21 protein-coding genes are annotated in these 22,995 nt (G+C 73.0%); 11 read left to right on the top strand and 10 right to left on the bottom strand.

The genetic code is table 11. The features are described from left to right. Positions 1-4: 4 nt before the first annotated feature. Positions 5-961 carry a LuxR C-terminal-related transcriptional regulator gene (locus ACQPYE_RS22785; protein WP_498714298.1) on the bottom strand — a complete coding sequence of 319 codons (957 nt, stop codon included), beginning with the start codon at positions 959-961 and terminating at the stop codon, positions 5-7. A 143-nt stretch (positions 962-1,104) separates the two neighbouring features. On the opposite strand from ACQPYE_RS22785, the gene ACQPYE_RS22780 reads away from it, so the two are divergent. The 3 genes from ACQPYE_RS22780 (at position 1,105) to ACQPYE_RS22770 (ending at position 4,213) form a co-directional block, all read left to right on the top strand. Next, positions 1,105-2,601 (top strand): DUF8189 domain-containing protein, encoded by a 1,497-nt coding sequence (locus tag ACQPYE_RS22780; protein ID WP_498714297.1) that lies wholly within the window; start codon positions 1,105-1,107, stop codon positions 2,599-2,601. 86 nt (positions 2,602-2,687) lie between these two features. Beyond that, positions 2,688-3,308, top strand: a complete 621-nt coding sequence (locus tag ACQPYE_RS22775; protein ID WP_498714296.1) for a cyclodeaminase/cyclohydrolase family protein — start codon at positions 2,688-2,690, stop codon at positions 3,306-3,308. Continuing rightward, positions 3,305-4,213, top strand: a complete 909-nt coding sequence (locus ACQPYE_RS22770; protein WP_498714294.1) for a bifunctional methylenetetrahydrofolate dehydrogenase/methenyltetrahydrofolate cyclohydrolase — start codon at positions 3,305-3,307, stop codon at positions 4,211-4,213. The genes ACQPYE_RS22775 and ACQPYE_RS22770 overlap by 4 nt, the downstream gene beginning before the upstream one ends. Position 4,214: 1 nt before the next feature. On the opposite strand, the gene ACQPYE_RS22765 is transcribed toward ACQPYE_RS22770, so the two are convergent. Further along, positions 4,215-5,348 (bottom strand): hypothetical protein, encoded by a 1,134-nt coding sequence (locus ACQPYE_RS22765; RefSeq protein ID WP_498714291.1) that lies wholly within the window; start codon positions 5,346-5,348, stop codon positions 4,215-4,217. 121 nt (positions 5,349-5,469) lie between these two features. After that, complete coding sequence (locus tag ACQPYE_RS22760; RefSeq protein ID WP_498714290.1) at positions 5,470-6,837, bottom strand: endoglycosylceramidase; 1,368 nt, start codon at positions 6,835-6,837, stop codon at positions 5,470-5,472. Between the two features lie 28 nt (positions 6,838-6,865). Between ACQPYE_RS22760 and ACQPYE_RS22755 the strand changes: the two genes are divergently transcribed. Both ACQPYE_RS22755 and ACQPYE_RS22750 read left to right on the top strand, forming a co-directional pair. Next, positions 6,866-7,714 carry a PaaX family transcriptional regulator gene (locus ACQPYE_RS22755; protein ID WP_498714288.1) on the top strand — a complete coding sequence of 283 codons (849 nt, stop codon included), beginning with the start codon at positions 6,866-6,868 and terminating at the stop codon, positions 7,712-7,714. Between the two features lie 325 nt (positions 7,715-8,039). Then, the gene (locus ACQPYE_RS22750) at positions 8,040-9,599 is read left to right on the top strand and encodes a pectate lyase family protein (RefSeq protein WP_498714285.1); all 1,560 of its coding nucleotides are present in this window, start codon (positions 8,040-8,042) and stop codon (positions 9,597-9,599) included. 68 nt (positions 9,600-9,667) lie between these two features. Here ACQPYE_RS22750 and ACQPYE_RS22745 read toward each other — a convergent pair whose 3' ends face one another. Continuing rightward, entirely contained in the window at positions 9,668-10,387 is a 720-nt protein-coding gene (locus ACQPYE_RS22745; RefSeq protein ID WP_498714283.1) for an alpha/beta fold hydrolase, read from the bottom strand. 151 nt (positions 10,388-10,538) lie between these two features. On the opposite strand from ACQPYE_RS22745, the gene ACQPYE_RS22740 reads away from it, so the two are divergent. Continuing rightward, the gene (locus ACQPYE_RS22740; RefSeq protein WP_498714281.1) at positions 10,539-12,050 is read left to right on the top strand and encodes an alpha/beta fold hydrolase; all 1,512 of its coding nucleotides are present in this window, start codon (positions 10,539-10,541) and stop codon (positions 12,048-12,050) included. A 49-nt stretch (positions 12,051-12,099) separates the two neighbouring features. Here the strand turns inward: ACQPYE_RS22740 and ACQPYE_RS22735 are convergent, their stop codons facing one another. The 3 genes from ACQPYE_RS22735 to ACQPYE_RS22725 all read right to left on the bottom strand — a co-directional run bounded on the left by ACQPYE_RS22735 (position 12,100) and on the right by ACQPYE_RS22725 (position 15,138). Continuing rightward, entirely contained in the window at positions 12,100-13,236 is a 1,137-nt protein-coding gene (locus ACQPYE_RS22735; RefSeq protein WP_498714279.1) for an L-talarate/galactarate dehydratase, read from the bottom strand. A gap of 28 nt (positions 13,237-13,264) precedes the next feature. Then, the gene (gene kdgD, locus ACQPYE_RS22730) at positions 13,265-14,170 is read right to left on the bottom strand and encodes a 5-dehydro-4-deoxyglucarate dehydratase (protein ID WP_498714277.1); all 906 of its coding nucleotides are present in this window, start codon (positions 14,168-14,170) and stop codon (positions 13,265-13,267) included. Positions 14,171-14,244: 74 nt separating this feature from the next. After that, positions 14,245-15,138, bottom strand: a complete 894-nt coding sequence (locus ACQPYE_RS22725) for a LysR substrate-binding domain-containing protein (protein ID WP_498714275.1) — start codon at positions 15,136-15,138, stop codon at positions 14,245-14,247. Positions 15,139-15,193: 55 nt separating this feature from the next. Between ACQPYE_RS22725 and ACQPYE_RS22720 the strand changes: the two genes are divergently transcribed. Beyond that, entirely contained in the window at positions 15,194-15,973 is a 780-nt protein-coding gene (locus ACQPYE_RS22720) for an endonuclease/exonuclease/phosphatase family protein (RefSeq protein ID WP_498714273.1), read from the top strand. 4 nt (positions 15,974-15,977) lie between these two features. Here the strand turns inward: ACQPYE_RS22720 and ACQPYE_RS22715 are convergent, their stop codons facing one another. Continuing rightward, complete coding sequence (locus tag ACQPYE_RS22715; RefSeq protein WP_498714271.1) at positions 15,978-16,505, bottom strand: MmcQ/YjbR family DNA-binding protein; 528 nt, start codon at positions 16,503-16,505, stop codon at positions 15,978-15,980. Between the two features lie 217 nt (positions 16,506-16,722). Between ACQPYE_RS22715 and ACQPYE_RS22710 the strand changes: the two genes are divergently transcribed. From ACQPYE_RS22710 to ACQPYE_RS22700, 3 genes are all read left to right on the top strand, one after another. Beyond that, positions 16,723-17,370, top strand: a complete 648-nt coding sequence (locus ACQPYE_RS22710; RefSeq protein ID WP_498714268.1) for a polysaccharide deacetylase family protein — start codon at positions 16,723-16,725, stop codon at positions 17,368-17,370. A 12-nt stretch (positions 17,371-17,382) separates the two neighbouring features. Continuing rightward, positions 17,383-18,636, top strand: coding sequence for an SGNH/GDSL hydrolase family protein (locus ACQPYE_RS22705; RefSeq protein WP_498714266.1), 1,254 nt, complete (start codon positions 17,383-17,385; stop codon positions 18,634-18,636). Positions 18,637-18,810: 174 nt separating this feature from the next. Then, positions 18,811-19,053 carry a heavy-metal-associated domain-containing protein gene (locus tag ACQPYE_RS22700; RefSeq protein ID WP_498714265.1) on the top strand — a complete coding sequence of 81 codons (243 nt, stop codon included), beginning with the start codon at positions 18,811-18,813 and terminating at the stop codon, positions 19,051-19,053. A gap of 79 nt (positions 19,054-19,132) precedes the next feature. Here ACQPYE_RS22700 and ACQPYE_RS22695 read toward each other — a convergent pair whose 3' ends face one another. Next, positions 19,133-20,530 (bottom strand): aminotransferase-like domain-containing protein, encoded by a 1,398-nt coding sequence (locus ACQPYE_RS22695; RefSeq protein WP_498714263.1) that lies wholly within the window; start codon positions 20,528-20,530, stop codon positions 19,133-19,135. A gap of 63 nt (positions 20,531-20,593) precedes the next feature. Here ACQPYE_RS22695 and ACQPYE_RS22690 point away from each other — a divergent pair, with 63 nt between their 5' ends. After that, complete coding sequence (locus ACQPYE_RS22690; protein WP_498714261.1) at positions 20,594-21,751, top strand: trans-sulfuration enzyme family protein; 1,158 nt, start codon at positions 20,594-20,596, stop codon at positions 21,749-21,751. 125 nt (positions 21,752-21,876) lie between these two features. On the opposite strand, the gene ACQPYE_RS22685 is transcribed toward ACQPYE_RS22690, so the two are convergent. Beyond that, a complete protein-coding gene (locus ACQPYE_RS22685; RefSeq protein WP_498714259.1) occupies positions 21,877-22,911 on the bottom strand; it encodes a LacI family DNA-binding transcriptional regulator in 1,035 nt (344 codons plus the stop codon). Between the last annotated feature and the right edge of the window lie 84 nt (positions 22,912-22,995).

Genomic DNA, 22,995 nt, shown 5'->3' with positions numbered 1-22,995 from the left:
GCCGTCAGTTCAGCCAACCCAACCGGGTGGCCGCGTACACCGCGGCCACCCGGTTGTCCGCTTGCAGGGCCTCCAACAGCCCCGAGACGTACCGGCGCACCGTGCGCTCGCTGATCTTCATGTGCCGGGCGATGGCGCCGTCGGTCATGCCCGTGGCCAGCAGGTCCAGCACCTTGGCCTGGGTCGGGGTGAGCCCGTTGCGCGAGCCGGTCTCCTGCGCGCCGACCGGCACCGCCTGGCTCCACACCAGCTCGAACAGCATCCGCAGCGCGGCGATGATCGTCGGCGTCCGGATCAGCAGCGCGCCCTCCATGCCGGTCGGGTCCAGCGGCACCAGCGCCGAGTGCCGGTCGGCGATCACCATCTTCATCGGCAGCTCCGGCACCGCGCGCATCTGCCAGCCCGCCTTGATGTTGCCCTCGACCATGTCGCGCGAGCTCTCGAACTCCAGCACCGCCCGTTCGCACACGTTGCGCAGCACCACGCCGCGCTCGGCCACGACGGCGGGCAGCGTCATCACGGTCTGCGCGCTGGGCGCCTTGCGGAAGTGCCGCGTGGAGAACGTCACGAACTCCTCCCGGGCGGACAGGCACAGCTCGAACGAGACCTGGCCGATGCGCTGCGGGTCGGTCAGGATCTCGATGTCGGCGGTGTCGCCCGAGGAGTTCGCCATCCGGTAGGCGGCCTGCAGCACGTCGAGCTGGTGCCGCGCCGCCACGATCGCCCGCTGCTGGTCGAGCACCTGCTGCTGCGCGGCGAGGATGGCGTGGTCGACCGCGCGCACCGGCTCGACCGGCGCGATGGTCGGGTCGCCCCGGTAGTCGCGGCGCACGAATCCCTTCTCGAACAACTCGGCCATGTCCGCGCCGTCCGCCCGCGGGTCGTCCACGGCGATCGGCCCCCCGCGCACCAACGAGTCGTACAGCGCTCCCGCGCCCATGGAAAGCAGCCCTTCGAGCATGTCCCACCCCCGGGTTCTCCCCAAACCGGAGCCCCAGCGTACGGACGTGTCCAGTGGCGGCCAATGGCCGATCTGCCACCTACGCCCCGCCCTTCGCCGGCCCCAGGCTCGTGGTCGACCAGCCACGACGGAAAGGCACGACGATGAGACTCGACCAGCGAGCGGCCAGGGTGCTGCTCTCGGTGGTGATCGCGGCCGGTGTGCTCGGCGGCGGCGTCGCCACCGCCGCGCCCGCGGCGGACCCGACCGGCGGCGAGGGGCAGCGCGCCGCCGTCACCGGCTACCAGGCCGCGCCCGGCACGCCCACGACCACCGTCACGTCGACCGGGGTGTCCGGCGCGACGGTGACCGCCGAGGTCGCCACCCCGCCCATCACCAGGTCGGAGATCATCACCCGGGCCCGGACGTGGACGACGGCCGGTGTGCCCTACAGCCAGAGCGACTACTACGGCGGGTACCGCACCGACTGCTCCGGCTTCGTGTCGATGGCGTGGAAGCTCAGCGAGTCGCTGACCACCCGCAACCTGGACCAGGTGGCCCACCGCGTCGACAAGGACGACCTCAAGGCGGGCGACATCCTGCTCAGCTACGACAACCACGTGGTGATCTTCGAGAAGTGGGCGGACACCGCGCGCACCGAGTACTACGAGTTCGAGCAGACCCCGCCCAGGGCCGTGTACCGCAAGATCCCGTACCCGTACTACAGCGACACCTACCTGCCCTACCGCTACGACAACGTCATCGAGGACGACGGCGAGGTGACCGCGCTGCCCGGCCTGTCGACCATCTCGCGGTCCGCCGGCGACCTCGACGTGTTCGCCGCGACGTCGGACGGCCACCTCAAGCACCGCAACATGAACGACGGCGTGTGGGGCTGCTGGGCCACCCTGCCGTACAACGCGAAGATCAAGGGCGACCCCGCCGCGATCTTCTCGGCCGGCCGGATCGACGTGTTCGCCCAGGGCATCGACAACCGGCTGAAGAAGATCACCTGGACGTCGGCCTACGGGTGGTACCAGTGGGCGGACATGGGCGACTACGTCGTCACGTCCTCCCCGGCGGTGACCAGCCGCTCGGCGACGGGCATCGACGTGTTCGCGAAGAACGCGGCCGACAAGATCGTCTACCGGCACTACGACACCGTGCAGGGCTGGACCACGAGCTGGTCGAACATCGGGTTGAACGCCTCGACCGTCACCGCCACCGGCGCGCCGGCGGCGGTCGCCAACGCGGACGGCTCCCGGATGAACGTCTTCGCCCGGGCGAACGACGGCAGCCTGCTGTCGCTGATGTGGACGCGTGACGCCGGCTGGTACAGCTGGGCCGATCGCGGCGGCAACTTCGTCGGCCGCCCCGCCGCCTCCACGCGTGGCGGCGACAGCGTGGACATCTTCGTGCGCGACCACGACAACAGCTTCGTCCACCGCTACAGCCCCAACGGCGCGGACTGGACCACGTACCCGGCCAGTGACTTCGGCGGGTACGTCCTCACCAGCCCCACCGCCGTCTCGATGAGCGGCCAGCGGATCGACGTGTTCACCCGCAACAGCGGCGCCGACCTGATCCGCAAGACGTGGACCGGCACGAACGGCTGGTACGAGTGGGCAGGTCACGGCGCGGTGGGCGCACCCGCCTGCTGACCGGCGCGTCCGGGAGGTCCCGCCCGCCACGGTGGGCGGGACCACGCGCGGTGGCAGCCGACGCCGGGGCAGGCGAAGATCGTCGCGTGACGGACAGCGTGGCGGACAGCCTGTGGGACGTGAGCCTGGCCGACCTGCGCGCGCGGACGGCCGGTCCGAGCCCGACGCCCGGCGGCGGGTCGGTGGCGGCGGTGACGGCCGCGTTCGGCTGCGCGCTGGTGCTCATGGCCTTGGAGATCACCGCCCGGCGCGACCCCTCGGTCGGTGACGAGATCACCGCCGGCAAGGCCCTGCTCGACCGCCTCGGTTCCGCCGCCGACCGCGACGTGGAGCTGTTCGAGGACTACCTCCGGGCACGGCGGCTGCCGCGCTCCACCGACGAGGAGCGGGCCACCCGGGAAGCGGCCGTGGCGGCGGCCTCGGTCGCCGCCACGGAAGGCCCGCTGACCGCCGCCGCGGACGCGGTGGAAGCATTGGAGTGGGCGTTCTCGGTGCTGCCGGTCGTCGCCGGCACGGTCGTGAGCGACGTCCGCGCGGGCGCCGACCTGCTGCTCGGGTCCGTGCTGGCCACCTTGCGCGGAGCCGAGGCCAACGTGGCGGGGCTCGGCGACGACGCGGCGGTGCTCACCGCGCGACTGGACGCCGTCCGCCGCGCCGCGGTGGCCGCGCACACCCGTTTCGAGAGCACCCCGGAGGAAGCAGAATGACCGCCCGCACCATCGACCCGGCCGTCCTCGCCGAGTCCATCCGCGCGGAGATCCGCGCCGACCTGGCGGCGATCCCGGAACGCCTCACTGTCGTCGGCTTCCTGGTCGACGGCGACCGGCCGGCGCGGACCTACGCCGAGTACACCCGGCGCGCGTGCGCCGAGGTCGGCATCGACTTCGACCTCCGCACGCCCCGCGCCGACGACATCGAGACCGCCGTCCGCGACGCCGGCGCGGACGACGGTGTGCACGGCGTGTTCGTCTACTACCCGGTCCGCGACCCCGAACGCGACCGCTGGCTGCGCGAGCTGGTCGACCCGCGCAAGGACGTCGAGGGCCTGCACTCGTTCTGGAGCCGGTGCCTCTACGAGAACCGGCGGTTCATCGACGACGCCGGCACCCGCCGGGCCGTCCTGCCCTGCACCCCGCTGGCCGTGATGAAGCTGCTGGGGGAGGCGGGCGCGTTCCGCGGCGACGGCGACACCCCGCTGGCCTCGGTGAAGGCGTGCGTCTTCAACCGCAGCGAGATCGTCGGCCGGCCGTTGGCCGCCATGCTGGCCAACGACGGCGCCGAGGTGACGTCGTTCGACCTCTCGGGCTCGCTGGCGTTCCGGCACGCGGCGGGCATCCAGGGCCACCACGTGGACGCCGTGGCCACCGACCGGGCCACCGCCCTGGCCGAGGCGGACGTCGTGGTCACCGGCGTGCCGTCACGCGACTTCCCGCTGGTCCGGGCGGAGGAGGTCAAACCGGGCGCGGTGTGCCTGAACTTCTCCACCATGAAGAACTTCGCCGACGACGTGGTCGAACGCGCCTCGGTCTTCGTGCCCCGCGTGGGCTCGATGACCGTGACCATGGCGATGCGCAACGCGGTCCGCCTGTACCGCAACGCCAACCCGGCGTGAGTCAGTGGGTCGTCGGGACCGGCGTCCAGAGGGTCGCCCTGTTGGTGCTGTCGGTGCCGGTGGTGTGACCGACGACGACGCCGTGGTTGTTGATCGCGACCGGCAGGCTGTAGTGGCCGGTGGGAGGGTCGAGGTAGGTGACCCGGCCCGCGCGCCACAGGAACGCGCGCGGCGTCGAGGACTCGGTGGCCGCCGTCCACCCGACGACGTCGCCGCGCTCGTTGATCGCGACGGCTTCGGCCGGCGCGGGCACGCCCAGGTCGACCTGCTTGCCGTCCGCGGGCCACAGCACGGCGTGCGGGGTCCCGTTCCCGTCGGCCGCCCAGCCGACCGCGTCACCGCGTTCGTTGAACGCCTGTTCGCCGTGCGCGACGCGGCCGTTCTCGGACAGCACGGTGGCTTCGACGCCCTCCCAGCGCACCGCGACCGTGCCCCGGTTGCCGAAGACCACCCCGGCCTCGGTGATCCCCTCCGGGGTGTAGGTGCCGTAGCCCGGCGAGCCGCCCAGCCGCGTGCAGGCGCCGTCGACGCAGCGGACGGCGGCGAAGTCCTGGGTGGCGAACGCCGCGTAGCCGCCGACCACGACCCCGGCGTCGTTGATGCCGTACACCCACAGGTCCGGCCCGGACAGCGACAGCTCGGTGAGCCGGCCGCCGCCCCACACGCCGACGCGGTTGTGCTCCTGCCGGAACAGGGACGTCGAGTAGCGCACCGGCACGGCGCCGTGCTCGTTCATCGCGGGCGCGGACGCCCACGCCGCGCTCGGCGCGACGACCGTCCGCGCGCCGGCGGACCAGATCCACGGCTTGTCCCGGTAGGGCGCGGTGGTGGCGCGGGTCTCGATCCCGAGCACCTGGCCGCGCTGGTTGACCTCCACCGCCAGCCCGGGACCGAGGTCGGTGGCGCCGCCGCGCGGTGACCACAGCACGGCGCGCGCCGGCGAGTCGGGGCCTTGCGCGCTGCCCACCACCTGGCCGAGGTCGTTGAGGCCGGTGACGTGGTGGTCCGGGTAGCCGGGCAGGCCGGCCAGCACGGTGGCGACCATCGTGGTGTCGGCGACCGCCGACGGCGCGGACACGAGCGGCAGGGCGGTGGCGAGCGCCAACACGGCCAGCGCGGCGCGTAACTCGGGCATGATCGCTCCGTTGCGAGGATGTCCTCCAGGGGCACTGGATCGATCAAACGGTAACCCCGCGCCGCCCGACCCGGCGTCCCCCGGACAGCGCAACCACCCGCGCGACCCCGGCGCGTCGCGGCTAGCGGAAGGTCGCGGTCGCCCACGCGGACAGCTCGGCCCGTGCGGCGGCCGTCGACCCGGTCGGCACGCCGTTCACCACGAGCGCGAAGTGCAGTCCGGTGTCCCTCGTGGACAGCAGCAGCCGGTTCACGCCGGGCGCGCCCGGCTCCGGCGCGACGGCCACCGGTTCGGCGCCGGTGTGCGCGGGCAGGCCGGTGACGGTCGCGAGGTCGCTCACCACCGTGGTCGACGCGGGTGCGAACGACGACGGCAGGTGCAGTTCCGTGGGCGCGGCGACGCCGTTGCCACGCCACACGAGCACGCCGAACTGCCCGGCGCCGACCAGGGCGCGCACCGCGGGCATCGTGCCGGGGACCCGGTTCCACGACAGCACCGCGTCACCGTCCCGGGCGCGGTCCTCGTAGGCGAACGCCGCCGTCCGGCCCGCCACGGCCCGCGGGAACAGCCGGTCGACCACCCGGCCCTCCACCGTCAGCACGGGGTTGCCGCCGTCGTCGACGCGCACCGCGGAGAAGTGCTCGTCGTTCATCGCGTCGCCCTCGGTGCGGACCTTGTCCGGGTTGTCGTTCATCAGCTCGTGGTGCCGGCCGTAGTTGACGTCCCAGTGCCACTGGCTGCCCGACAGCACCGGCCCGGACCCCGCCGCGCCCGCCCACCACCGCGCGCCGGACAGCCGGGAGTCCAGCGCCTGGTACATCGCCTTGAGCACGCTCGGGTTCTTGTCGGAGGTGAAACCGGCGACCGGGTGCCCGAACTCCGACACGATCCCGGCCGTGCCGAGCGCGTCCGCCCGGTCCCGGATCCGGTTGAGGTCCGCCGCGTACTCACCGTCGGCCGCCTTGCCCGGTTTGAGCAGACCGGACTGCGCCTTGCCGTCGTAGAAGTGGGAGTTGAACACGAAGCGGTCGCCCAGCGACGGCACCGCCGGGAGGCCAGCAGGTTCGGCGAAGAAGTCCACGTTCTGGTTCCAGAACACCAGCGGCTCCACGAACGCGGGTTTGTCGGCCCACCCCGCGTCGTCCATCCGCTGCCGGAACTGCCGGTAGAACGGCACGAGCAGGTCGCGTTCCCACGTCACGCCGTCCTGGCCCCGGTCGTACCGCCCGGCGTAGGGCTCGTTGATCGGGTTCACGCCGAGCACGAGCCGGAACGCCTCGGTCGACAGCGACGACTTGACGTGCCGCATCGCCTCGCCCGCCTGGTGCAGGAACTCGTCGCGGAGCCGGATCGGCCCGGCGGACGTGGCGACCTCGCGGTTGTGCCAGAAGTCGTGCACCGCGGCGGTGACCGCGTTGTTGCTCTTCATGTTCTGGCCCCAGTGCACGCAGGTCCCGCACGACTCCTTCGGGTAGCCGCCCGCGCGCACGGCGCGGAGCCGGGGTTACGCTCGCCCGGTGATTCCGCACGACGACCCGCAGGCCCGTGAGCAGGAGGCATCGGTCCGGCCGCAGTCGCTGATGCTCAGCTTCCTGGGCATCCACGTGCTCAACCGGGGCGTGGCGGTCTTCTCCGGCAGCGTCATCGACGTCTTCGCCCGGGTCGGGGTGTCGGAGGACGCGGTGCGCTCGACGTTGACCCGGATGGTCAAGCGGGACCTGCTGGCGCGCCACCGCGACGGCAGGCGCATGTACTTCGGGCTGACCGCGCGTTCGGCGGCGGTGCTGGAGGACGGCGAGCACCGGGTCTGGCGCAGCGGCGCGGTCAACGGCGACTGGGACGGCACCTGGACGATGGTGGGCTTCTCCGTGCCCGAGTCCTGGCGCAGCCAGCGGCACGACTTGCGCTCGCGGCTGATCTGGGGCGGGTTCGGGCCGTTGCAGAACGGCCTGTGGATCGCGCCCGGTGTGGTCGACGTGCCCGCCCTGGTCGAGGACCTCGACCTGGACGACCACCTCAAGGTGTTCACCGCGCACACGGCGAAGCCCACGGAGGCCGAGCAGATCGCGCGGACCGCGTTCGACGTGCCCGCGATCGCCGAGCGCTACCAGGTGTTCCTGCGCCGCTGGGACCACGACCGCCCGCTGGCCGACGCACCGGACGACCTGGCCAGGCAGCTGCTGCTGCACACCGAGTGGTTGCAGCTCGTCCGCCAGGACCCGCGGCTGCCCGCCGAGCACCTGCCCGACGACTGGCCGGCGATCCGCGCCGAGCAGGTCTTCCGCACCCTCGCCGGCGCCTACGCGGAGACGGCCGCGTCGATCGCCGGTTCGGTCCTCGACACGATCCCGGTCGACGGCCCCTGAGAACCGGTTCCCGGTCGATTCCCGGAACGGTTCCGCGAACGTTCCCGCGAATGTTTCCGCACGCGCCGAGTGACCTGCCGTTGACGTCCCGGTAACCAAGCCCTACCTTCGCGGCAAGGGATTCGGAACATTATCGAGAGCATGCCGCCAACCGCCGCCTCCGTTTGTCGGCAGCCGTCGCCCGAACGCGTCACACCGGCGTTCACCAGCGTGAACGCATTCACCACCGTGAACGCGGAAGGGTCGGCGGAATCGGGTGGACAACGCCCGTTCAGCACAGGAGGCTCTTGTGGGCAAGCGCAGGAGATTAGCGTCGCTCGCCGCGGTGGCGAGCGCATTCGTGGTCGCGGTGGCGGTTCTGCTGGTGCCCTCGGCATCGGCCGCGACGTTGTTCGGCGACGACTTCGAGGACGGCGACTCGACCGGCTGGAGCTCCAGCGGCGGCAGCTGGACGGTCGTCGCCGACGGGTCGCGGGCCTGGCGCCAGTCCGGCACCAGCACGGACGCCCGGGCGTCGGCGGGCGTGGTCTGGTCCGGCCAGTCGGTGCAGGCCCGGGTCAAGCCGACCGCGTTCAACGGCACGAACCGGCACGTCGCCGTGACCGCCCGGGTGCAGAACACCGGCAACTACTACTACCTGGCCCTGTCCAACGCGGGCGCCGCGGTGCTCGGCAAGCGCGTCGGCGGCGGGCACACCACCCTGGCCACCGCGCCCGCGTCGGTGACCGTCGGCAGCTGGCACACCGTGCGGCTGGAGGTGTTCGGCAGCACGCTGCGCGGCTTCGTGGACGGCGCGCAGGTCGTGACGGCGACCGACGCCACGTTCGGCAGCGGCCGGATCGGTGTGGCGACCTACTACGCGGCGGCGACGTTCGACGACGTGCTGGTGACCGACGTGGCGGGTCCCGGCGGGCCGACGAGCACCACCACCACGACCACCACGTCGCAGCAGCCCGGCACCTGCGCCACCTCCGGCCGCCCGGCCGGGTTCGCCTCCGTCACCGCGTGGGGCCAGAGCGGCACGACCGGCGGCGCGGGCGGTCCCACGATCGAGGTCGACACGGCGGCGGAGTTCCTGGGCGCGATCGCGCAGGCCGGACCGCTGAACATCTGCGTGCGCGGCATGATCGCGCTGCCCGGTCCCATGCACAACGTCACCTCGGACAAGACGATCGTCGGCATCGGGTCGGCCTCCGGCCTCACCGGCGGCGGGCTGAACATCGGCCTGCCGGTCTCCGACGTCACCTCGCCGCCCGCCGACGCGGTGCGCAACGTCATCGTCCGCAACCTGGTGTTCCGCGACTGGGCCGACGACGCGATCAACGTGCAGATGTTCTCGCACCACGTGTGGATCGACCACAACGACCTGTCGAACGGTTACGACGGCGCGATCGACATCAAGCGCGGCTCCAGCTACGTCACCGTCTCCTGGAACCACACCCACAACCACACCAAGAACATGCTGCTCGGCCACGACGACGGCAACGGCGCGCAGGACGTCGGCCGGCTGAAGGTGACCTACCACCACAACTGGTTCGACAAGACGCCGCAGCGCAACCCGCGGGTCCGGTTCGGCGAGCCGGTGCACATGTTCAACAACTACTACCTCTACAACACCGACGTCGGCGTGGCGTGCCAGGCGGACTCGGGCTGCGTCGTCGAGGGCAACTACTTCGAGGACGTCGAGGAGCCGGTGAGCAACAGCTACGCCGGTCCGGGCGGGCGGTGCGTGGCGCGGAACAACGTGTTCGTCGGCGAGTCGGGTCAGCCTGATTGCAGCGGCAGCGTGCAGGAGCCGCGCGACTACTACCCCTACACGCTGGACGACCCGAACACCGTGAAGGCCACCGTCATGGCCGGCGCGGGCGTCGGCAAGATCGGCTGATCGACCCGCCCTCCCGACGACCGCGCGTGTCGAACCCTCAGGCCCCGGGGGTTCGACACGCGCGAGGGTCAGGAGACGGCGGCGACGGCGGCGAGGATCTGGTCGGCCACCTCGGTCGGGCGGGAGAGGGCGATGGCGTGCGAGGCCTCCACCTCGACGGTGGTCGAGCCCAGCCGGTCGGCGGCGGCGCGCTGCGAGTCCGGGTTGATGGCGTTGTCCGCCGTCGCCACCACGAACCACGACGGCAGGGTCTTCCAGGCGGGCTCGACGGACAGCGGCTCACCGAGGGCGCGGGCCGCGATCGGGCGCTGGCTGACCGCGGCGGTGGCGGTGACCGAGTCCGGCAGGTCGGCGGCGAACACGCTCGGGAAGGCGTCGCGGCGGATCGTGAACTCCGTGTCGCTGCCGTCCCCATCGGGGAACCGCCGCGGCACGAGGGACGTGTTCAGCTCCACCGGCGGGAAGTCCTCGACCGAGCTCAACGCGCTCTGGCCGCGGTCGACGCCGAACGACGCCACGTACACGAGGGCCTTGGCGTTCGGCGTCTTGGCGGCGGCGTGCGTGATCACCGGGCCGCCGTACGAGTGGCCGACCAGCACGACCGGCCCGTCCACCTGGCCGGCGACGCTCGCCACGTAGTCGCCGTCGTGCGCCAGTCCGCGCAACGGGTTGCTCACCGCGAGCGCCTCGACGCCCCGCGCCCGCAGCAGGTCGATCACCCGGGCCCAGCTCGAACCGTCGGCGAACGCGCCGTGTACCAGGACGACGGTGGGGGTCTGGCCGGTCATCGTGTGCTCCTCGGTTCGTCGTGCGATGCGATGACATAAACCTAGTGCACGATTGAGTTGTGTACAAGGTAATGATGACCGTGACGATCTTCACGTCGGGTCGTTGGACCAACCGCGCGACCGACGCGCCCTGACCGACCGGAGGAACCCGATGCGCCTGGTGCTCCCACTCGTGGTCGCGGCCTTCGCCCTGACCCCGCCCGCCGCCGCGAGCGCCGATCACCCCGCGCCGGACCACGTCTGCGTCGCGAGCGTGCCGGAGACCGATCCGCTGCGACCGGGACCGGTGAGCATCTGCGTCAGCGTCTTCAAGCCGGCCGACGCCTCCCCGGGCAACCCCGCGCCGGTGCTCCTGCACAGCCACGGCTGGGGCGGCAGCCGCACGTCCGCGCCCGGCTCGTTCCGGCGGTACCTCGACGCGGGGTTCGGCGTGGTCAGCATCGACCAGCGCGGTTTCGGCGAGAGCGGCGGCAAGGCGCACGTGCAGGACCCGGCGTTCGAGGGCGAGGACGTCATCCGGGTGATCGACCACGTCGCCTCGCTGGACTGGGTCCGGGAGAACGGCCCGGGCGACCCGGTTCTGGGCGCCATCGGCGGTTCCTACGGCGGCGGCTTCCAGTTCGCCGGCGCGTTCACCGAGGTCTCGAAGACCGGCCGCACCCGGTTCGACGCGCTCGCGCCGCAGATCACCTGGCACTCGCTGAACGACAGCCTCGCCCCGCGCGAAGTCGTCCGCACCACGTGGGTCACCGGCCTGTACGCCGCCGCGCTCGACGCGCACACCTCCACGATGCACGCCGGCTACGCCGAGGGCCTGCTCACCGGCGACTGGCCCGCCACCATGGACGAGTTCTTCCGCGACAACGGCCCGGCGCACCACGCCGCCGCCGGCCGCCGGCTGGACATCCCGGTGCTGCTGCGCCAGGGCATCAGCGACAACCTGTTCCCGCTGGACCAGGCGATCGACAACTTCGACCGCGCGCTGACCCCTCGTGCCCGCGCGAACAGCCTGCTCATCGGCTACAACGGCGGTCACGCGCTGCCCAACGCCATCCCCGCCGGGTACGCCGTCGCGGGTGACGAGTGCTCCGCGCGGCAGGGCGGCTACGACGACCTCGAACTGCGGTTCCTGGCCGAGAACCTCCAAGGCGCGCCACGCACCACCACCGGCCACGGCCGCTACCAGCTCATGACCGCCGAGGGCGGCTGCGTCACCGTCGACTCCGTCGCGCCGACCACCACCGCCGCCCTGCCGGACGTCGTGACCACGGCCGGCCTCGGGCTGCCCCAGGCGATCAGGATCGCGGACGGGCCGCTCACCGTCGCCGGGTCGCCCGCGCTCGACGCCGTCGTCAGCACGCTCGGCCTGGACAGCCGCGCCTTCTTCGCGCTCAGCGTCGGCACGTCACCCCTGACCGCCAAGGTGATCCAGCACAACGTGCTGCCGCACCGCGAGCGGGGCCTGAACCCGGGCGTCCGGCGGACGATCGAGCTGCCGGCGGTCGCCGCGACCGTCCCGGCCGGCCAGTCGCTGTTCCTCACCGTCACGCCGATCTCGGACATGTTCCCCCTGCACGGCAGCCGCACGCCGGGCGTGATGGTGCTGCGGGACGTCACCGTGCGCCTGCCCGTGCTGGAACGGTTCGGCCGCACGACCCCGTGAGCCGGCCGGCGCGGCCGACCGCGACGGAGGAGTTCGCCCGCCGGGCGCGTTACCCCGGCGCGTCGACCGTGGCCGTCTCGACGGTCCAGGCGCGGGTCTGGTCGGTGAGGGTGATGCCCAGTCCCGGCCGGTCGGAGAGGTGCATCCGGCCGCCGCGGGTTTCCAGCCGCTCGTTGAACAGCGGGTGCAGCCAGTCGAAGTGCTCGACCCAGGGCTCGCGCGGGTAGGCGGCGGCGAGGTGGACGTGGATCTCCATGGCGAAGTGGGGTGCGAGTTGGAGGTGGTGGTGGTCGGCGAGGGTGGCGAGCTTGAGGAACTGGGTGATCCCGCCGACGCGGGGCGCATCGGGTTGCAGGACGTCCACCGCGCCGGCGCGGATCAGCTCGTAGTGCTCGGCGACGCTGGTGAGCATCTCGCCGGAGGCCACGGCGGTGGTCAGCGACCGGGCCAGTTCGGCGTGCCCCTCGACGTCGTGGGCGTCGAGGGGCTCCTCGATCCAGACCAGGTCGAACTCCTCCAGCGCCCGGCCGGTGCGCAGGGCGGTGGGGCGGTCCCACTGCTGGTTGGCGTCGACCATCAGCGGCACGCCGTCGCCGAGGTGCTCGCGGACGGCCGCGACCCGGCGCAGGTCCTCCGCCCGGTCCGGCAGGCCCACCTTGATCTTGATGCCGCCGACGCCGGCGTCCAGGGTGCGGGTGGCGTTGTCCTTGATCTGCCCGATGGTCTCGTGCAGGAACCCGCCGGAGGTGTTGTAGCAGCGCACGGAGTCGCGGTGCGCGCCGAGCAGCTTCGCCAGCGGCAGGTCCGCCCGCTTGGCCTTGAGGTCCCACAGCGCGATGTCGAACGCGGCCAGCGCCTGCGTGGCCGCGCCGCTGCGCCCGACCGACGCCCCGGCCCAGACGAGCTTGGTCCACAGCCTGCCGATGTCGTTGGGGTCCTCGCCGACCAGGTCGGGCGCGACCTCGCGGGCGTGGGCGAACTGGGCGGGTCCGCCGGCGCGCTTGGAGTAGGAGAACCCGATGCCCTCCAGCCCGGCCTCGGTGCGGATCTCGGCGAACAGCACGGCGACCTCGGTCATCGGCCGCTGCCTGCCGGTGAACACCTTGGCGTCGCTGATCGGGTTCGGCAGGGGCAGGGTCACCGACGACAACGTCACGGCGCGGATCCGGTCGGCACTGGTGGACATCGGGCTCCTTCTCCTCGGGTGCGGGCGGTCAGGCGATCCGCCCGACCAGGGCGGTGAGGCGGGCGAGCTCCTCGTCGGTCAGGTCGGTCAGCGGCGGGCGGACCGGGCCGCCGTCCCGGCCCACGGCGGTGAGCCCGGCCTTGACGATCGACACCGCGTACCCGCGCTCCCGGTCGCGGATGTCGAGGTAGGGGATGACGAACTCGCGCAGCATCCCGTAGACGGCGGTCCGGTCCTGGGCGCGGACGGCGGCGTAGAACCGCAGCGCGAACTCGGGCACGAAGTTGAACAGCGCCGAGGAGTACGTGGTGACGCCGAGCTGGAGCAGCGGCAGGGCGAACGTCTCCGCGGTCGGCAGGCCGCCGATGTAGATCAGCCGGTCGCCGACGCGGGCGTAGGTGCGGGTCAGCTGCTCGACGTCGCCGACGCCGTCCTTGAGCCCGATCAGGTTGGGGTTGCGGTCGGCCAGCTCGGCGACGGCCACGTCGGTCAGCACGGCGTTGGCCCGGCTGTAGACGATCACGCCGAGCCCGGTGGCCCGGCACACCGCGGAGACGTGCTCGACCAGGCCCCGCTGGCCGGCCTCGGTGAGGTAGGGCGGGAACAGCAGCACACCGTCCGCGCCGGCGGCCTCGGCGGCCCGCGCCTGGGCGACCGACACGGCGGTGGCGCCGGTCGCGGGCGCGACGACGGGCACCTTGCCGCCCACCTCGTCCACCGCGACGCGGACCACCCGGTCCACCTCGGCCGGCGTCAGCGAGAACCCCTCGCCCGTGCCGCCCGCGGCGAACAGGCCGGCCACGTCGAAGCTCGCCTGCCAGGCCAGGTGCTCGCGGTAGCGGTCCTCGGCGAACCGCAGGTCGGCGTCGAAGTGGGTGACCGGGAAGGAGAGCAGCCCGGAGGCGAGGCGGTCGGCGAGTGCGGCTGGGTTCATCACCCCTCCACCGTATGGAGCAGGAGTGATGCTTGTCCAAGAGCTGTTCAGCATTGCGCGATACCTGAAGGGCATCACTCGAACGGCGTGCGGCCCTCCAGGACGCTCAACGTCCGCCACAGCGCGGGATTCGCCGAGGCCTTCAACCACAGCAGGTGCAGTTCCACCGGCTCGGCCACCGCCGTCTCCAGCCGGGCGAACTCGACGCCGTCGATGCGCAGCCGCGCCGCCGACTCCGGCACGAACGCGACACCCCGGCCGGCCGCGACCAGCCAGAGCATGGTGAGCACCTGGCTGACCGTGTGCACGGTGTTCTCCGGCGCGATCGGCACCGTGCGCACGACCAGGTCGTAGAAGTACCGCGCGTCGGTGGGCGAGTGCATGACGACCGGCTCGCGGACGACGTCGGCGGCCGTCGCGGCCCGTCCCAGCGCCGCCAGGGGATGGCCGCCGGGCACGGCGACCAGCAGCCCTTCCCGGTGCAGCAGCCGGGAACCGAAGGTCGAGTCGTCGAACGGGGGCCGGCCGAGCCCGAGGTCGATCTCCTCGTTCACCAGCCCGGAGACCTGCTCCCGGGTGACCAGCTCGACCAGCTCCACGTCCACGTCCGGCAGCTGCGCGGCGAGCTCGTCCAGCAGCCGGCCGAGGATGCCGTAGGTCGCCGCCGCGGTGAACCCGACCCGCACCACGCCGCTCGACCCGGACGACACCCGCCGGGCCAGCTCCGGCGCGGTCTCGGCCAGCGACAGCAGCCGCCGCGCCTCGACCAGGAACACCTCGCCCGCCGCGGTGAGGGTGACCCGCCGGTTGTCCCGGATCAGCAGCTGCGCGCCGACTGCCCGTTCCAGCTTCTGGATCTGCCTGCTCAGCGGCGGCTGGGTCATCGCCAGCCGGGAGGCGGCCCGGCTGAAGTGCAGCTCCTCGGCGACGGCTACGAAACCCCGTAGCTGCTCCAGCGTGAACGCCATGCGGGGAAGGTATCAACCCTGGTCACACCGCGTGCGACGGGAGAGGATGGGTCGCATGGGCCTCCCACGCCGTACCGCCGGTCCCGTCCTGGCCGTGTTGCTGCTCTGCGGGCTGGTGACGGCGCCCGCCTCCGCCGCGACGGCGTTCAAGGTGGTGCAGATGAACCTCTGCAACAGCGGCGTCGCCGGGTGCTACCAGGGCGGGCTGGCCGTGGCCGAAGCCGTGACGATGATCCAGCGCCGCGTGCCGGACGTCGTGTCGGTGAACGAGGTGTGCCTGTCCGACCTGCCCCGGCTGACCGCCGCCGTGGGCGCCGCCGCCGAGTACCAGTTCGCGTTCGCGCGCCGGAAGTCCACGGGCACGAACATCGAGTGCACGGAGGGCAGGGGCGCCTACGGCAGCGGGATCATCGTCAAGGAGGGCATCAGGACCAGCGGCCAGAACACCTACACCGCGCAGGACAGCGGCGACGAGGTCCGCGCCTGGGCTTGCGCGCTGAGCGAGGTGCGCGGCTTCACCGCCTGCACCACCCACCTGAGCACGACCGGCACGACGGCGTCGGCGCAGTGCGCGGAGCTCGTGCCCGCGACGGTGCTGTCCTACGACCCGACCGGTTCGGCCACGACCAGGCACGTGGTCTCGGGCGACCTGAACCTGAGGTACAACCCCGGTTCGGCGACGAACGCCCAGAACTGCGTGCCGTCGGGCTGGTTCCGCAAGGGGGACGGCGACGTGCAGCACGTCATCGCCCGCACCCTGACGTTCGTGTCGACCCAGGAATACGCGATGTACCGCACGGACCACTCGGCGTTCGTCGTGAACTACACCTTCTGACAGGTCAGTCGGCCGGGTCGAGGGCTGCTCGGAGCAGGCGGACGGCTTTCGGGCCGACGCCGTGCACCGCCAGCAGCTCCGCGTCGGTCAGGCCGGCGACCTGGGCCAACGTGGTCACGCCTGCGCCGGTGAGCGCTTGCGTGGCGGGTCGGCCGATGCCCTTGGGCAGGTCGCCGACCTCACCGGCGGCGGCGGACCCCGCGGCCGAGACCGGTGCGGCGAGGCGCTCCGGCGCCCGCCAGAGCCACGCCCGTCGGACCCAGTGGTCGAGCTGCTGACCGTCGACGTCCCCGAGTGGGACGCGCACGCCGATCGACGTCGCGCCGCGGGTCAGCCGCTCGGCGGTCGGGTGCGCCGCGAGGACCTGCTCCGCCTCCGCCTCCGGGAGGGCGAGGTGGACGAAGCCGTGCTCGTCCACCGAGGCGAACCGCTTGCCGCGCACGGTGAACGCGGTCCGGGCGGGCGTGGAGTCGTCCCGCACCGCCTCGGGCAGGGACAGCGCGGTCTTGCGCAGTCGGGCGATCGTCGTCACGCGGGGATTCCACCACGCCGGCGCCGGCCGCCACCCGTCCCACCTCCGTCGTGGTGACACCGGGGTCCGCCGCAGCCCGGGATCCGCCGTTCGCGGTGACGGCCAGTTGAGACTCGAAACTTCCGCGAAACGTCTGGTAGGTGGGTTGATCGCGACCTGATAGTGACAGCGCTCGCCCGACGGAAGGGGTTTCACGATGCGGTGGAGAACGGTGCTGGTGACCACTGGCCTGGTGCTCGGCTTGAGCTCGGCGCCGGCGAGCGCGGCCGAGCCGGTGATCGTCGACTCGACCAGGCACGGTGGCCGCACGGTCGCGTTCACCTTCGACGACGGGCCCAACCCTGCCGACACGCCGCGCCTGCTCGAAGTCCTGCGCCGCCACCACGTCAAGGCCGTGTTCTGCCTCTGGGGCGACTACGTCGAGGCCAACCCGCAGCTGGTGCGCAAGATCGTCGCGGGCGGGCACACCCTCTGCAACCACAGCATGCACCACGACGACATGGGCCAGTGGACGCCCGAGCAGGTCGAGGCCGACCTGAGGCAGACCAGCGCCGCGATCCACCGCGCCGCGCCCGGTGCGCCGATCCGCTACTTCCGCGCGCCCTACGGCAGTTGGGGCCAGAGCCCGCAGGTCGCGGCCAAGCTCGGCATGACCCCGCTCGGCTGGAAGCTCGCCATCGGCGACTGGGAGCCGCCGGGCGTCGACGAGCTGGTGCGCCGGGTCAAGGACGGCCTCACCGACGGCGCCGTCGTCCTGATGCACGACGGCCCGGCTGAGCGCGGCCAGACCGTGGACGCGGTGGCCCGCCTGATCCCCGAACTGCGCGCCGACGGCTGGCGCTTCGACCGCCCCGCCCGTCGCTGAGGAGTGCCGACCGTGAAGCGTGCCACGACGGCGGCGTTGGCCGCCCTGCTGCTCCTGCTGCCGACCGCGGCCTCCGCGTCGCCGCGACCGACCTGGGTGGGCGCGTGGGCGACCTCGCCCACCACCGTCCCCGCCTCGGACACCACGGCGTTCGAGGACCAGACGCTGCGCCAGGTCGTGCACCTCGGCGTCGGCGGCAGCGCGGTCCGCGTGCGGCTGTCCAACGAGTTCGGCGCCCAGCCGCTGGTGATCGGGGAGGCGCGCGTCGCACGGCGTGCGGGCACGGGTTCGGCGGTCCAGCCCGGCAGCGACCGGCGGCTGACGTTCGGCGGTCGCGCGTCCGCGACCCTGCCGCCCGGCACACCGCTGCTCAGCGACCCCGTGGCGCTGCCCGTCGAAGCCGACTCCGACCTCGTGGTCAGCATCCACCTGCCGCTGCGCACGCCCGGGAACACCGTGCACGCGTTCCCGTTCCAGGACGGGTACGTCGCGGCGGGCAACGTCACCGGCCGCGCGGAGATCACGCCGACCGCCGTGCTCGGCAAGTGGCACTTCCTCACCGGCGTCAGCGTGTCGGGCGGCAAGCGCGGGTCGACCGTGGTGGCGTTCGGCGACTCCATCACCGACGGCGCGGAGACCACGCGCGGCGCGAACCGCCGCTGGCCCGACGTCCTCGCCCGCCGCTTCCAGGGCGAGCGGGGCCTGCGGCACCTGGGCGTGGTCAACGAGGGCATCAGCGGCAACCGGCTGCTGCACGACCCCAACCCGCCCGTCGGCCACCCGGCGGAGGGCTACGCGGCGTACTTCGGGCAGGCCGCGCTGCGCCGCTTCGACCGGGACGTGCTGGCCCAGCCCGGTGTCGGGCACGTGGTGGTGCTGCTCGGCGTCAACGACCTCGGCCACCCCGGCACGAGCGCGCCGCTGTCGGAGAAGGTCACGGCGCAGGACATCATCGGCGCGCACCGGCAGCTGATCGCCCGTGCCCACGACCAGGGCCTGCGCATCCACGGCGGCACCATCACGCCGTTCCGCGACGACGCGTTCGGCTTCTTCAGCCCCGAGAACGAGGCCGCTCGCCAGACCGTCAACCACTGGATCCGCACCAGCGGCGAGTACGACGGCGTGATCGACTTCGACCGCGCCGTCCGCGACCCCCGCCAACCCGATCGCCTGCTGCCCGCCTACGACAGCGGCGACCACCTGCACCCGAACGACGCCGGCATGGCCGCGATGGCGGAGGCCGTGCCACTGCGCCTGTTCCGGTGACGCGGTGCGGGGCCGCCCACGACACCGGGCGGCCCCGCACCCGCGCCCAGGTGCGCCGGGGACCGGATATGACCGGTCGCCGGGAATAGGCAATCTGGGAGAGGTCCGACCGGGATGCGCGGAGGTAGGCTCAGGTCATACCCCTGGTGGGTATGGAACCGGAGGTTGAACCGCATGTCCGAGGAGAATGGCGCCCTCTCCGACGAGGCGCAGCAGACCGGGCTCGACTTCGTGGTCAAGGGCATGAGCTGCGAGGGGTGCGCCGCCAGCGTGACCAACGCGGCCCGCCGGGTGCCCGGTGTCACCCGGGTCAAGCTCGACCTCGACGCCGCCACGCTGCGCGTCGTGGGCACGACCGACGTCGAAGCGGTCACCGCGGCCGTCAAGAACGCGGGCTACGTGCTCGAACGCGCGTGATGCCAGGCCGGCGCCGCCGCGGCCACGGCGGCGCCGGCCATTCCCATCCGTGTGCCGCGGGTCCCCGCCGGACGCGGCACTAGACCGACATCGACGGCACGAGCGGTCGGCGGGTCGACTCGACGCCGAAGGCGCGCCACGCGGTGGCCAGCGCGGCCACGGCGGCGCTGATCACCGGTGGTTCGGCGGCGAACGGCAGCCGCAGCCGGTCGGCGCTGCCGCCCGTCGGGTCGAGCGAGCCGCCCGGCAGCACGGCCACCCCGTGCCGCAACGCCACCTGGGCGTACGAGGCGGCGTCCGCGTCGGGCAGCCGCACCCACAGCGTCTGACCGCCCTCGGCGGGCGCGAACTCCCACTCCGGCAGCTCCTCCCGCACCCGCGCGCACAGGTGGTCGTGCTGCCGCCGCAACGCCGTCACGCGCTCCGACCGCACGGCGGCGAAGTCCGCCAGCAGCTCCACCGCCGCCCACTGGTCCAGCACCGCGCTGCCCAGGTCGTGCACCGCCTTGAACCGGGCCAGCCGGGCGACGAGCGCCGCGTCGGCCCGCACCCAGCCGACCCGCAGCCCGCCCCACACCACCTTGCTCAACGACCCCACCGTGATCGCGCCGGCCGCGGGGGGCGGCGCCGGCGCCCCGCTCAGGTCCAGGTCGGCCAGCGCCTCGTCGAACACCAGCGGCACGTCGCCGGCCGACCGGGTCAGGCGCGCGCGTGCCAACGGGCTCATGGACGAACCGGTGGGATTGCGGAACGCGGGCATCGCGTACACCAGCGCCGGCGTGCGGCGGCCCAGCGCGCCCACGAGGTCGTCGTCCGCGCGGACCACCGCGCCGACCTCCCGGAACAGGTCCAGCGCGCCGGGGTACGTCGGCGCCTGCACCAGCACCTCGTCACCCGGCCGCACGAGCGCGCGCGTCAGCAGCGCCAACGCCTGCTGCGCCCCCGTCGTCACCAGGATCTGCCCCGCAGTCGTCGGCACGCCGAGGTCGCGGTACCGGGCGGCGAGCGCCGCGCGCAACGCCGGGTGCCCGGACGGGTGGTAGCCCAGGCCCTCGCCCGCCAACCGGTCCACCGCCCGCCGTTGGGCCTCGACCAGCCGACCGGGCGGCGCCATCGGCCCGGCGCAGGCGAACTGGAGCACGCCGTCGGGCGGTTCCAGCAGGTTCACGAACATCGGGTTGGCGGTCTCCTCGCGGGCCGCCGCGCGTCCACCCGACGACACCCACGTGCCGCTGCCGCGCCGCCGGGCCAACCGGCCCTCCTGCCGGAGCAGGTCGTACGCCGCGATCACGGTCGTCCGGCCGACCGCGAGACCCGAGGCCAGCGTCCGGTCCGGCGGCAGCACGGTCCCCGACGGCAGCAGCCCCTCGTCGATCAACTCGCGCAGCCGTGCCGCCAGCAGCAGGTACAGCGAACCCCGACCGGCGGACCAGCGCCCGAGGCGGCCCGCCAGGTCGTCCACGGAGAGTGGTTTCATGATGAGACCAATCTAGGCGAATTGGCTCTCACCCCACACCGCTTCATGACCGATGCTCACCTCATGCAAGCCGAGACCCGCGTCGCCCGCACCGCGGTGCCCGCGTTGACCAGCACGCCCCTGTCCGTGCCGCTCTACCAGACCTCCAGCTTCGCGTTCGACGACCTCGACGCCCTCGCCGACGGGATGACCCGACCCGACGGCGCGTTCGTCTACACGAGGTTCGGCAACCCGACCGTCCGGGCGCTGGAGGACGCGGTGGCGTCGCTCGAAGGCGGCACGGCGGCGTTGGCCACCTCGTCGGGCATGGGCGCGATCAACGCGGTGCTGCTCGCGAACCTCCGGTCGGGCGACCACATGATCGCCCAGAGCGCGCTCTACGGCGGCACGCTCGCCCTGCTGCGCGACCTGGAGGAGCGCTGGGGCGTCGCGGTCACCTACGTCGGCGGCCACGACCCGGACGAGGTGCGCGCGGCGCTGCGGCCCGAGACGAAGGTGCTCTACCTGGAGACCATCGCCAACCCCACCGGCCACGTCAGCGACCTGCCCGCGCTCGGCGCCGCCGTGCCGGACGGCGTCCTGGTGGTCGTGGACAACACGTTCGCGTCGCCGCTGCTGTGCCGGCCGATCGAGCACGGCGCGGACGTGGTCGTCCACTCGACCACCAAGTACCTCGGCGGGCACAGCGACGTGACCGGCGGCGTCGCGGTGTTCGCCGACGACGCCCGCTACCGCTCGACCTGGCAGCACTCGGTCGAACTGGGCGTCACCCCGGACCCGTTCGCGGCCTGGCTCACGATCCGCGGCCTGCGGACCCTGGCGCTGCGCGTGCGCAAGCACGAGGAGAACGCCGGGATCCTGGCCCGCCGCCTGGCCGGGCACCCGGCGGTGCGCGTGGTGCACTGGCCCGGGCTCGACACGCACCCCAGCCACGCCGTCGCGACCCGGTTCGTCGACGGCTTCGGGAGCACCTTCTCGTTCGACGTGGCGGACGTGGCGGCGGGCCGGAGGTTCGTCACCGGCGTCGAGCTGATCCGGCTCGCGCCGTCCCTGGGCGGCACGGAGACGTTGGTGCTGCACCCCGCCAGCACCTCGCACCGGCAGTTGGACGACGAGCAGCTCACCGCGAGCGGCATCACCGGCGGCACGATCCGGCTGTCGGTGGGCATCGAGGACGCCGACGACCTGTGGCGGGACATCGCCCAGGCCCTGGACCGCTGACGGGCGGCAGGTACTGGTCCTCGCCCGCGACCTCGTAGACGCTGGACGCCTCGAACGGCAGTTCGGAGGACAAGGGCCGGCAGGCGGACGGAAGCCCGGCGACCGGGCGCGACGCGCTCCGGGGCTCAGGCGGGCGGCGCGGTGCTCTCGCGGACGACGAGCGTGGTGGCCAGTTCGACGCGGGGCTGGGGGAGTGGTCCGCCCGCGGCGAGGGTGAGCAGCATCCGGGCCGCCGTCGCGCCCATCTCGGCCAACGGCTGCCGCACGGTCGTCATCGGCGGGCAGCACCAGCGGGTGTTGTCGATGTCGTCGAAGCCGACCACGCTGAGGTCGTGCGGTATGCGCAGGCCGAGCCGCCACGCCGCGGTGTAGACGCCGAGCGCCTGGAGGTCGTTGCCGCACAGCACGGCGGTCGGCCGGTCCGGTCGGGCCAGCAGCTCGCGGCCCAGTTCGCGGCCCTGCTCGAAGGTGAACTCGCCGGTGCGCACGAGCCGGTCGTCCAGCGCCGTGCCCGCGGCGTCCATCGCGGCGCGGCAGCCTTCCAGGCGGGCGCGGGCGCCCAGGGAGTCGGTCGGCCCGCCGACCACGCCGATCCGCCGGTGCCCGAGGTCGAGCAGGTGCCGCGCGGCCGTGATGCCACCGCTCCAGTTCGTCGCGCCGACCGACGGGATGGCGTGCAGCGGTTCGCCGGACGGGTCGAGCGCCACCAGCGGGATCGCGCTCGCGGCCAGCAGCGCGTGCTGCTCCGGCGTGAACGCCGAGTACACCGCGATCACCCCGAGAGGGTGTCTGGCCAGCAGTTTCTCGGCCCACGACCGACCGGGCGAGGTCGGCTCGACCACCTCGGTGAACGCGACGGCCAGCTCGTGCTCCCGCGCCACCGGTTCGACACCGCGCATGATCTCGACCGCCATGTGGCGTTCGAGCCCGTAGAACACCACTTCGAGGATGGCCGAGGGCGCGATGGCGTCCGGGCGCCGGTAGCCGTGCTCGCGCAGCAGGGCCTCGACCCGTTGCCGCGTCTCCGACGCCACGCCCGCCCGGCCGTTCAGCACCTTCGACACGGTCGGCTTGGACACCCCGGCGAGCCGGGCGATCGTCCCGACCGTCAGCTCGCCGCGCCGCCGCCCCCGCCGGCCGTCCGCGATGCTCCCCGTCACGGCCGAAGTGTACGTAGCCGGCCGTCACGGACCGTTCGTGATCGCGCAACGCCCGCACGTGCCGACCGTTCGGAGTACCGAAGT

The organism is Actinosynnema sp. CA-299493 (genome assembly GCF_050946825.1).
In the GTDB taxonomy this organism is placed as follows: domain Bacteria; phylum Actinomycetota; class Actinomycetes; order Mycobacteriales; family Pseudonocardiaceae; genus Actinosynnema.
Note: the sequence above shows the minus strand (reverse complement) of the source record. Positions and strands in the feature narration are given on the sequence as shown.

Bases quoted from the DNA above. Each gene is read 5' to 3' on its own strand.
- ACQPYE_RS22785 (WP_498714298.1), bottom strand. From the start codon at position 961: ATGCTCGAAGGGCTGCTTTCCATGGGCGCGGGAGCGCTGTACGACTCG.
- ACQPYE_RS22780 (WP_498714297.1), top strand. From the start codon at position 1,105: ATGAGACTCGACCAGCGAGCGGCCAGGGTGCTGCTCTCGGTGGTGATC.
- ACQPYE_RS22770 (WP_498714294.1), top strand. From the start codon at position 3,305: ATGACCGCCCGCACCATCGACCCGGCCGTCCTCGCCGAGTCCATCCGC.
- ACQPYE_RS22765 (WP_498714291.1), bottom strand. From the start codon at position 5,348: ATGCCCGAGTTACGCGCCGCGCTGGCCGTGTTGGCGCTCGCCACCGCC.
- ACQPYE_RS22745 (WP_498714283.1), bottom strand. From the start codon at position 10,387: ATGACCGGCCAGACCCCCACCGTCGTCCTGGTACACGGCGCGTTCGCC.
- ACQPYE_RS22740 (WP_498714281.1), top strand. From the start codon at position 10,539: ATGCGCCTGGTGCTCCCACTCGTGGTCGCGGCCTTCGCCCTGACCCCG.
- ACQPYE_RS22735 (WP_498714279.1), bottom strand. From the start codon at position 13,236: ATGTCCACCAGTGCCGACCGGATCCGCGCCGTGACGTTGTCGTCGGTG.
- kdgD (WP_498714277.1), bottom strand. From the start codon at position 14,170: ATGAACCCAGCCGCACTCGCCGACCGCCTCGCCTCCGGGCTGCTCTCC.
- ACQPYE_RS22725 (WP_498714275.1), bottom strand. From the start codon at position 15,138: ATGGCGTTCACGCTGGAGCAGCTACGGGGTTTCGTAGCCGTCGCCGAG.
- ACQPYE_RS22720 (WP_498714273.1), top strand. From the start codon at position 15,194: ATGGGCCTCCCACGCCGTACCGCCGGTCCCGTCCTGGCCGTGTTGCTG.
- ACQPYE_RS22700 (WP_498714265.1), top strand. From the start codon at position 18,811: ATGTCCGAGGAGAATGGCGCCCTCTCCGACGAGGCGCAGCAGACCGGG.
- ACQPYE_RS22695 (WP_498714263.1), bottom strand. From the start codon at position 20,530: ATGAAACCACTCTCCGTGGACGACCTGGCGGGCCGCCTCGGGCGCTGG.
- ACQPYE_RS22690 (WP_498714261.1), top strand. From the start codon at position 20,594: ATGCAAGCCGAGACCCGCGTCGCCCGCACCGCGGTGCCCGCGTTGACC.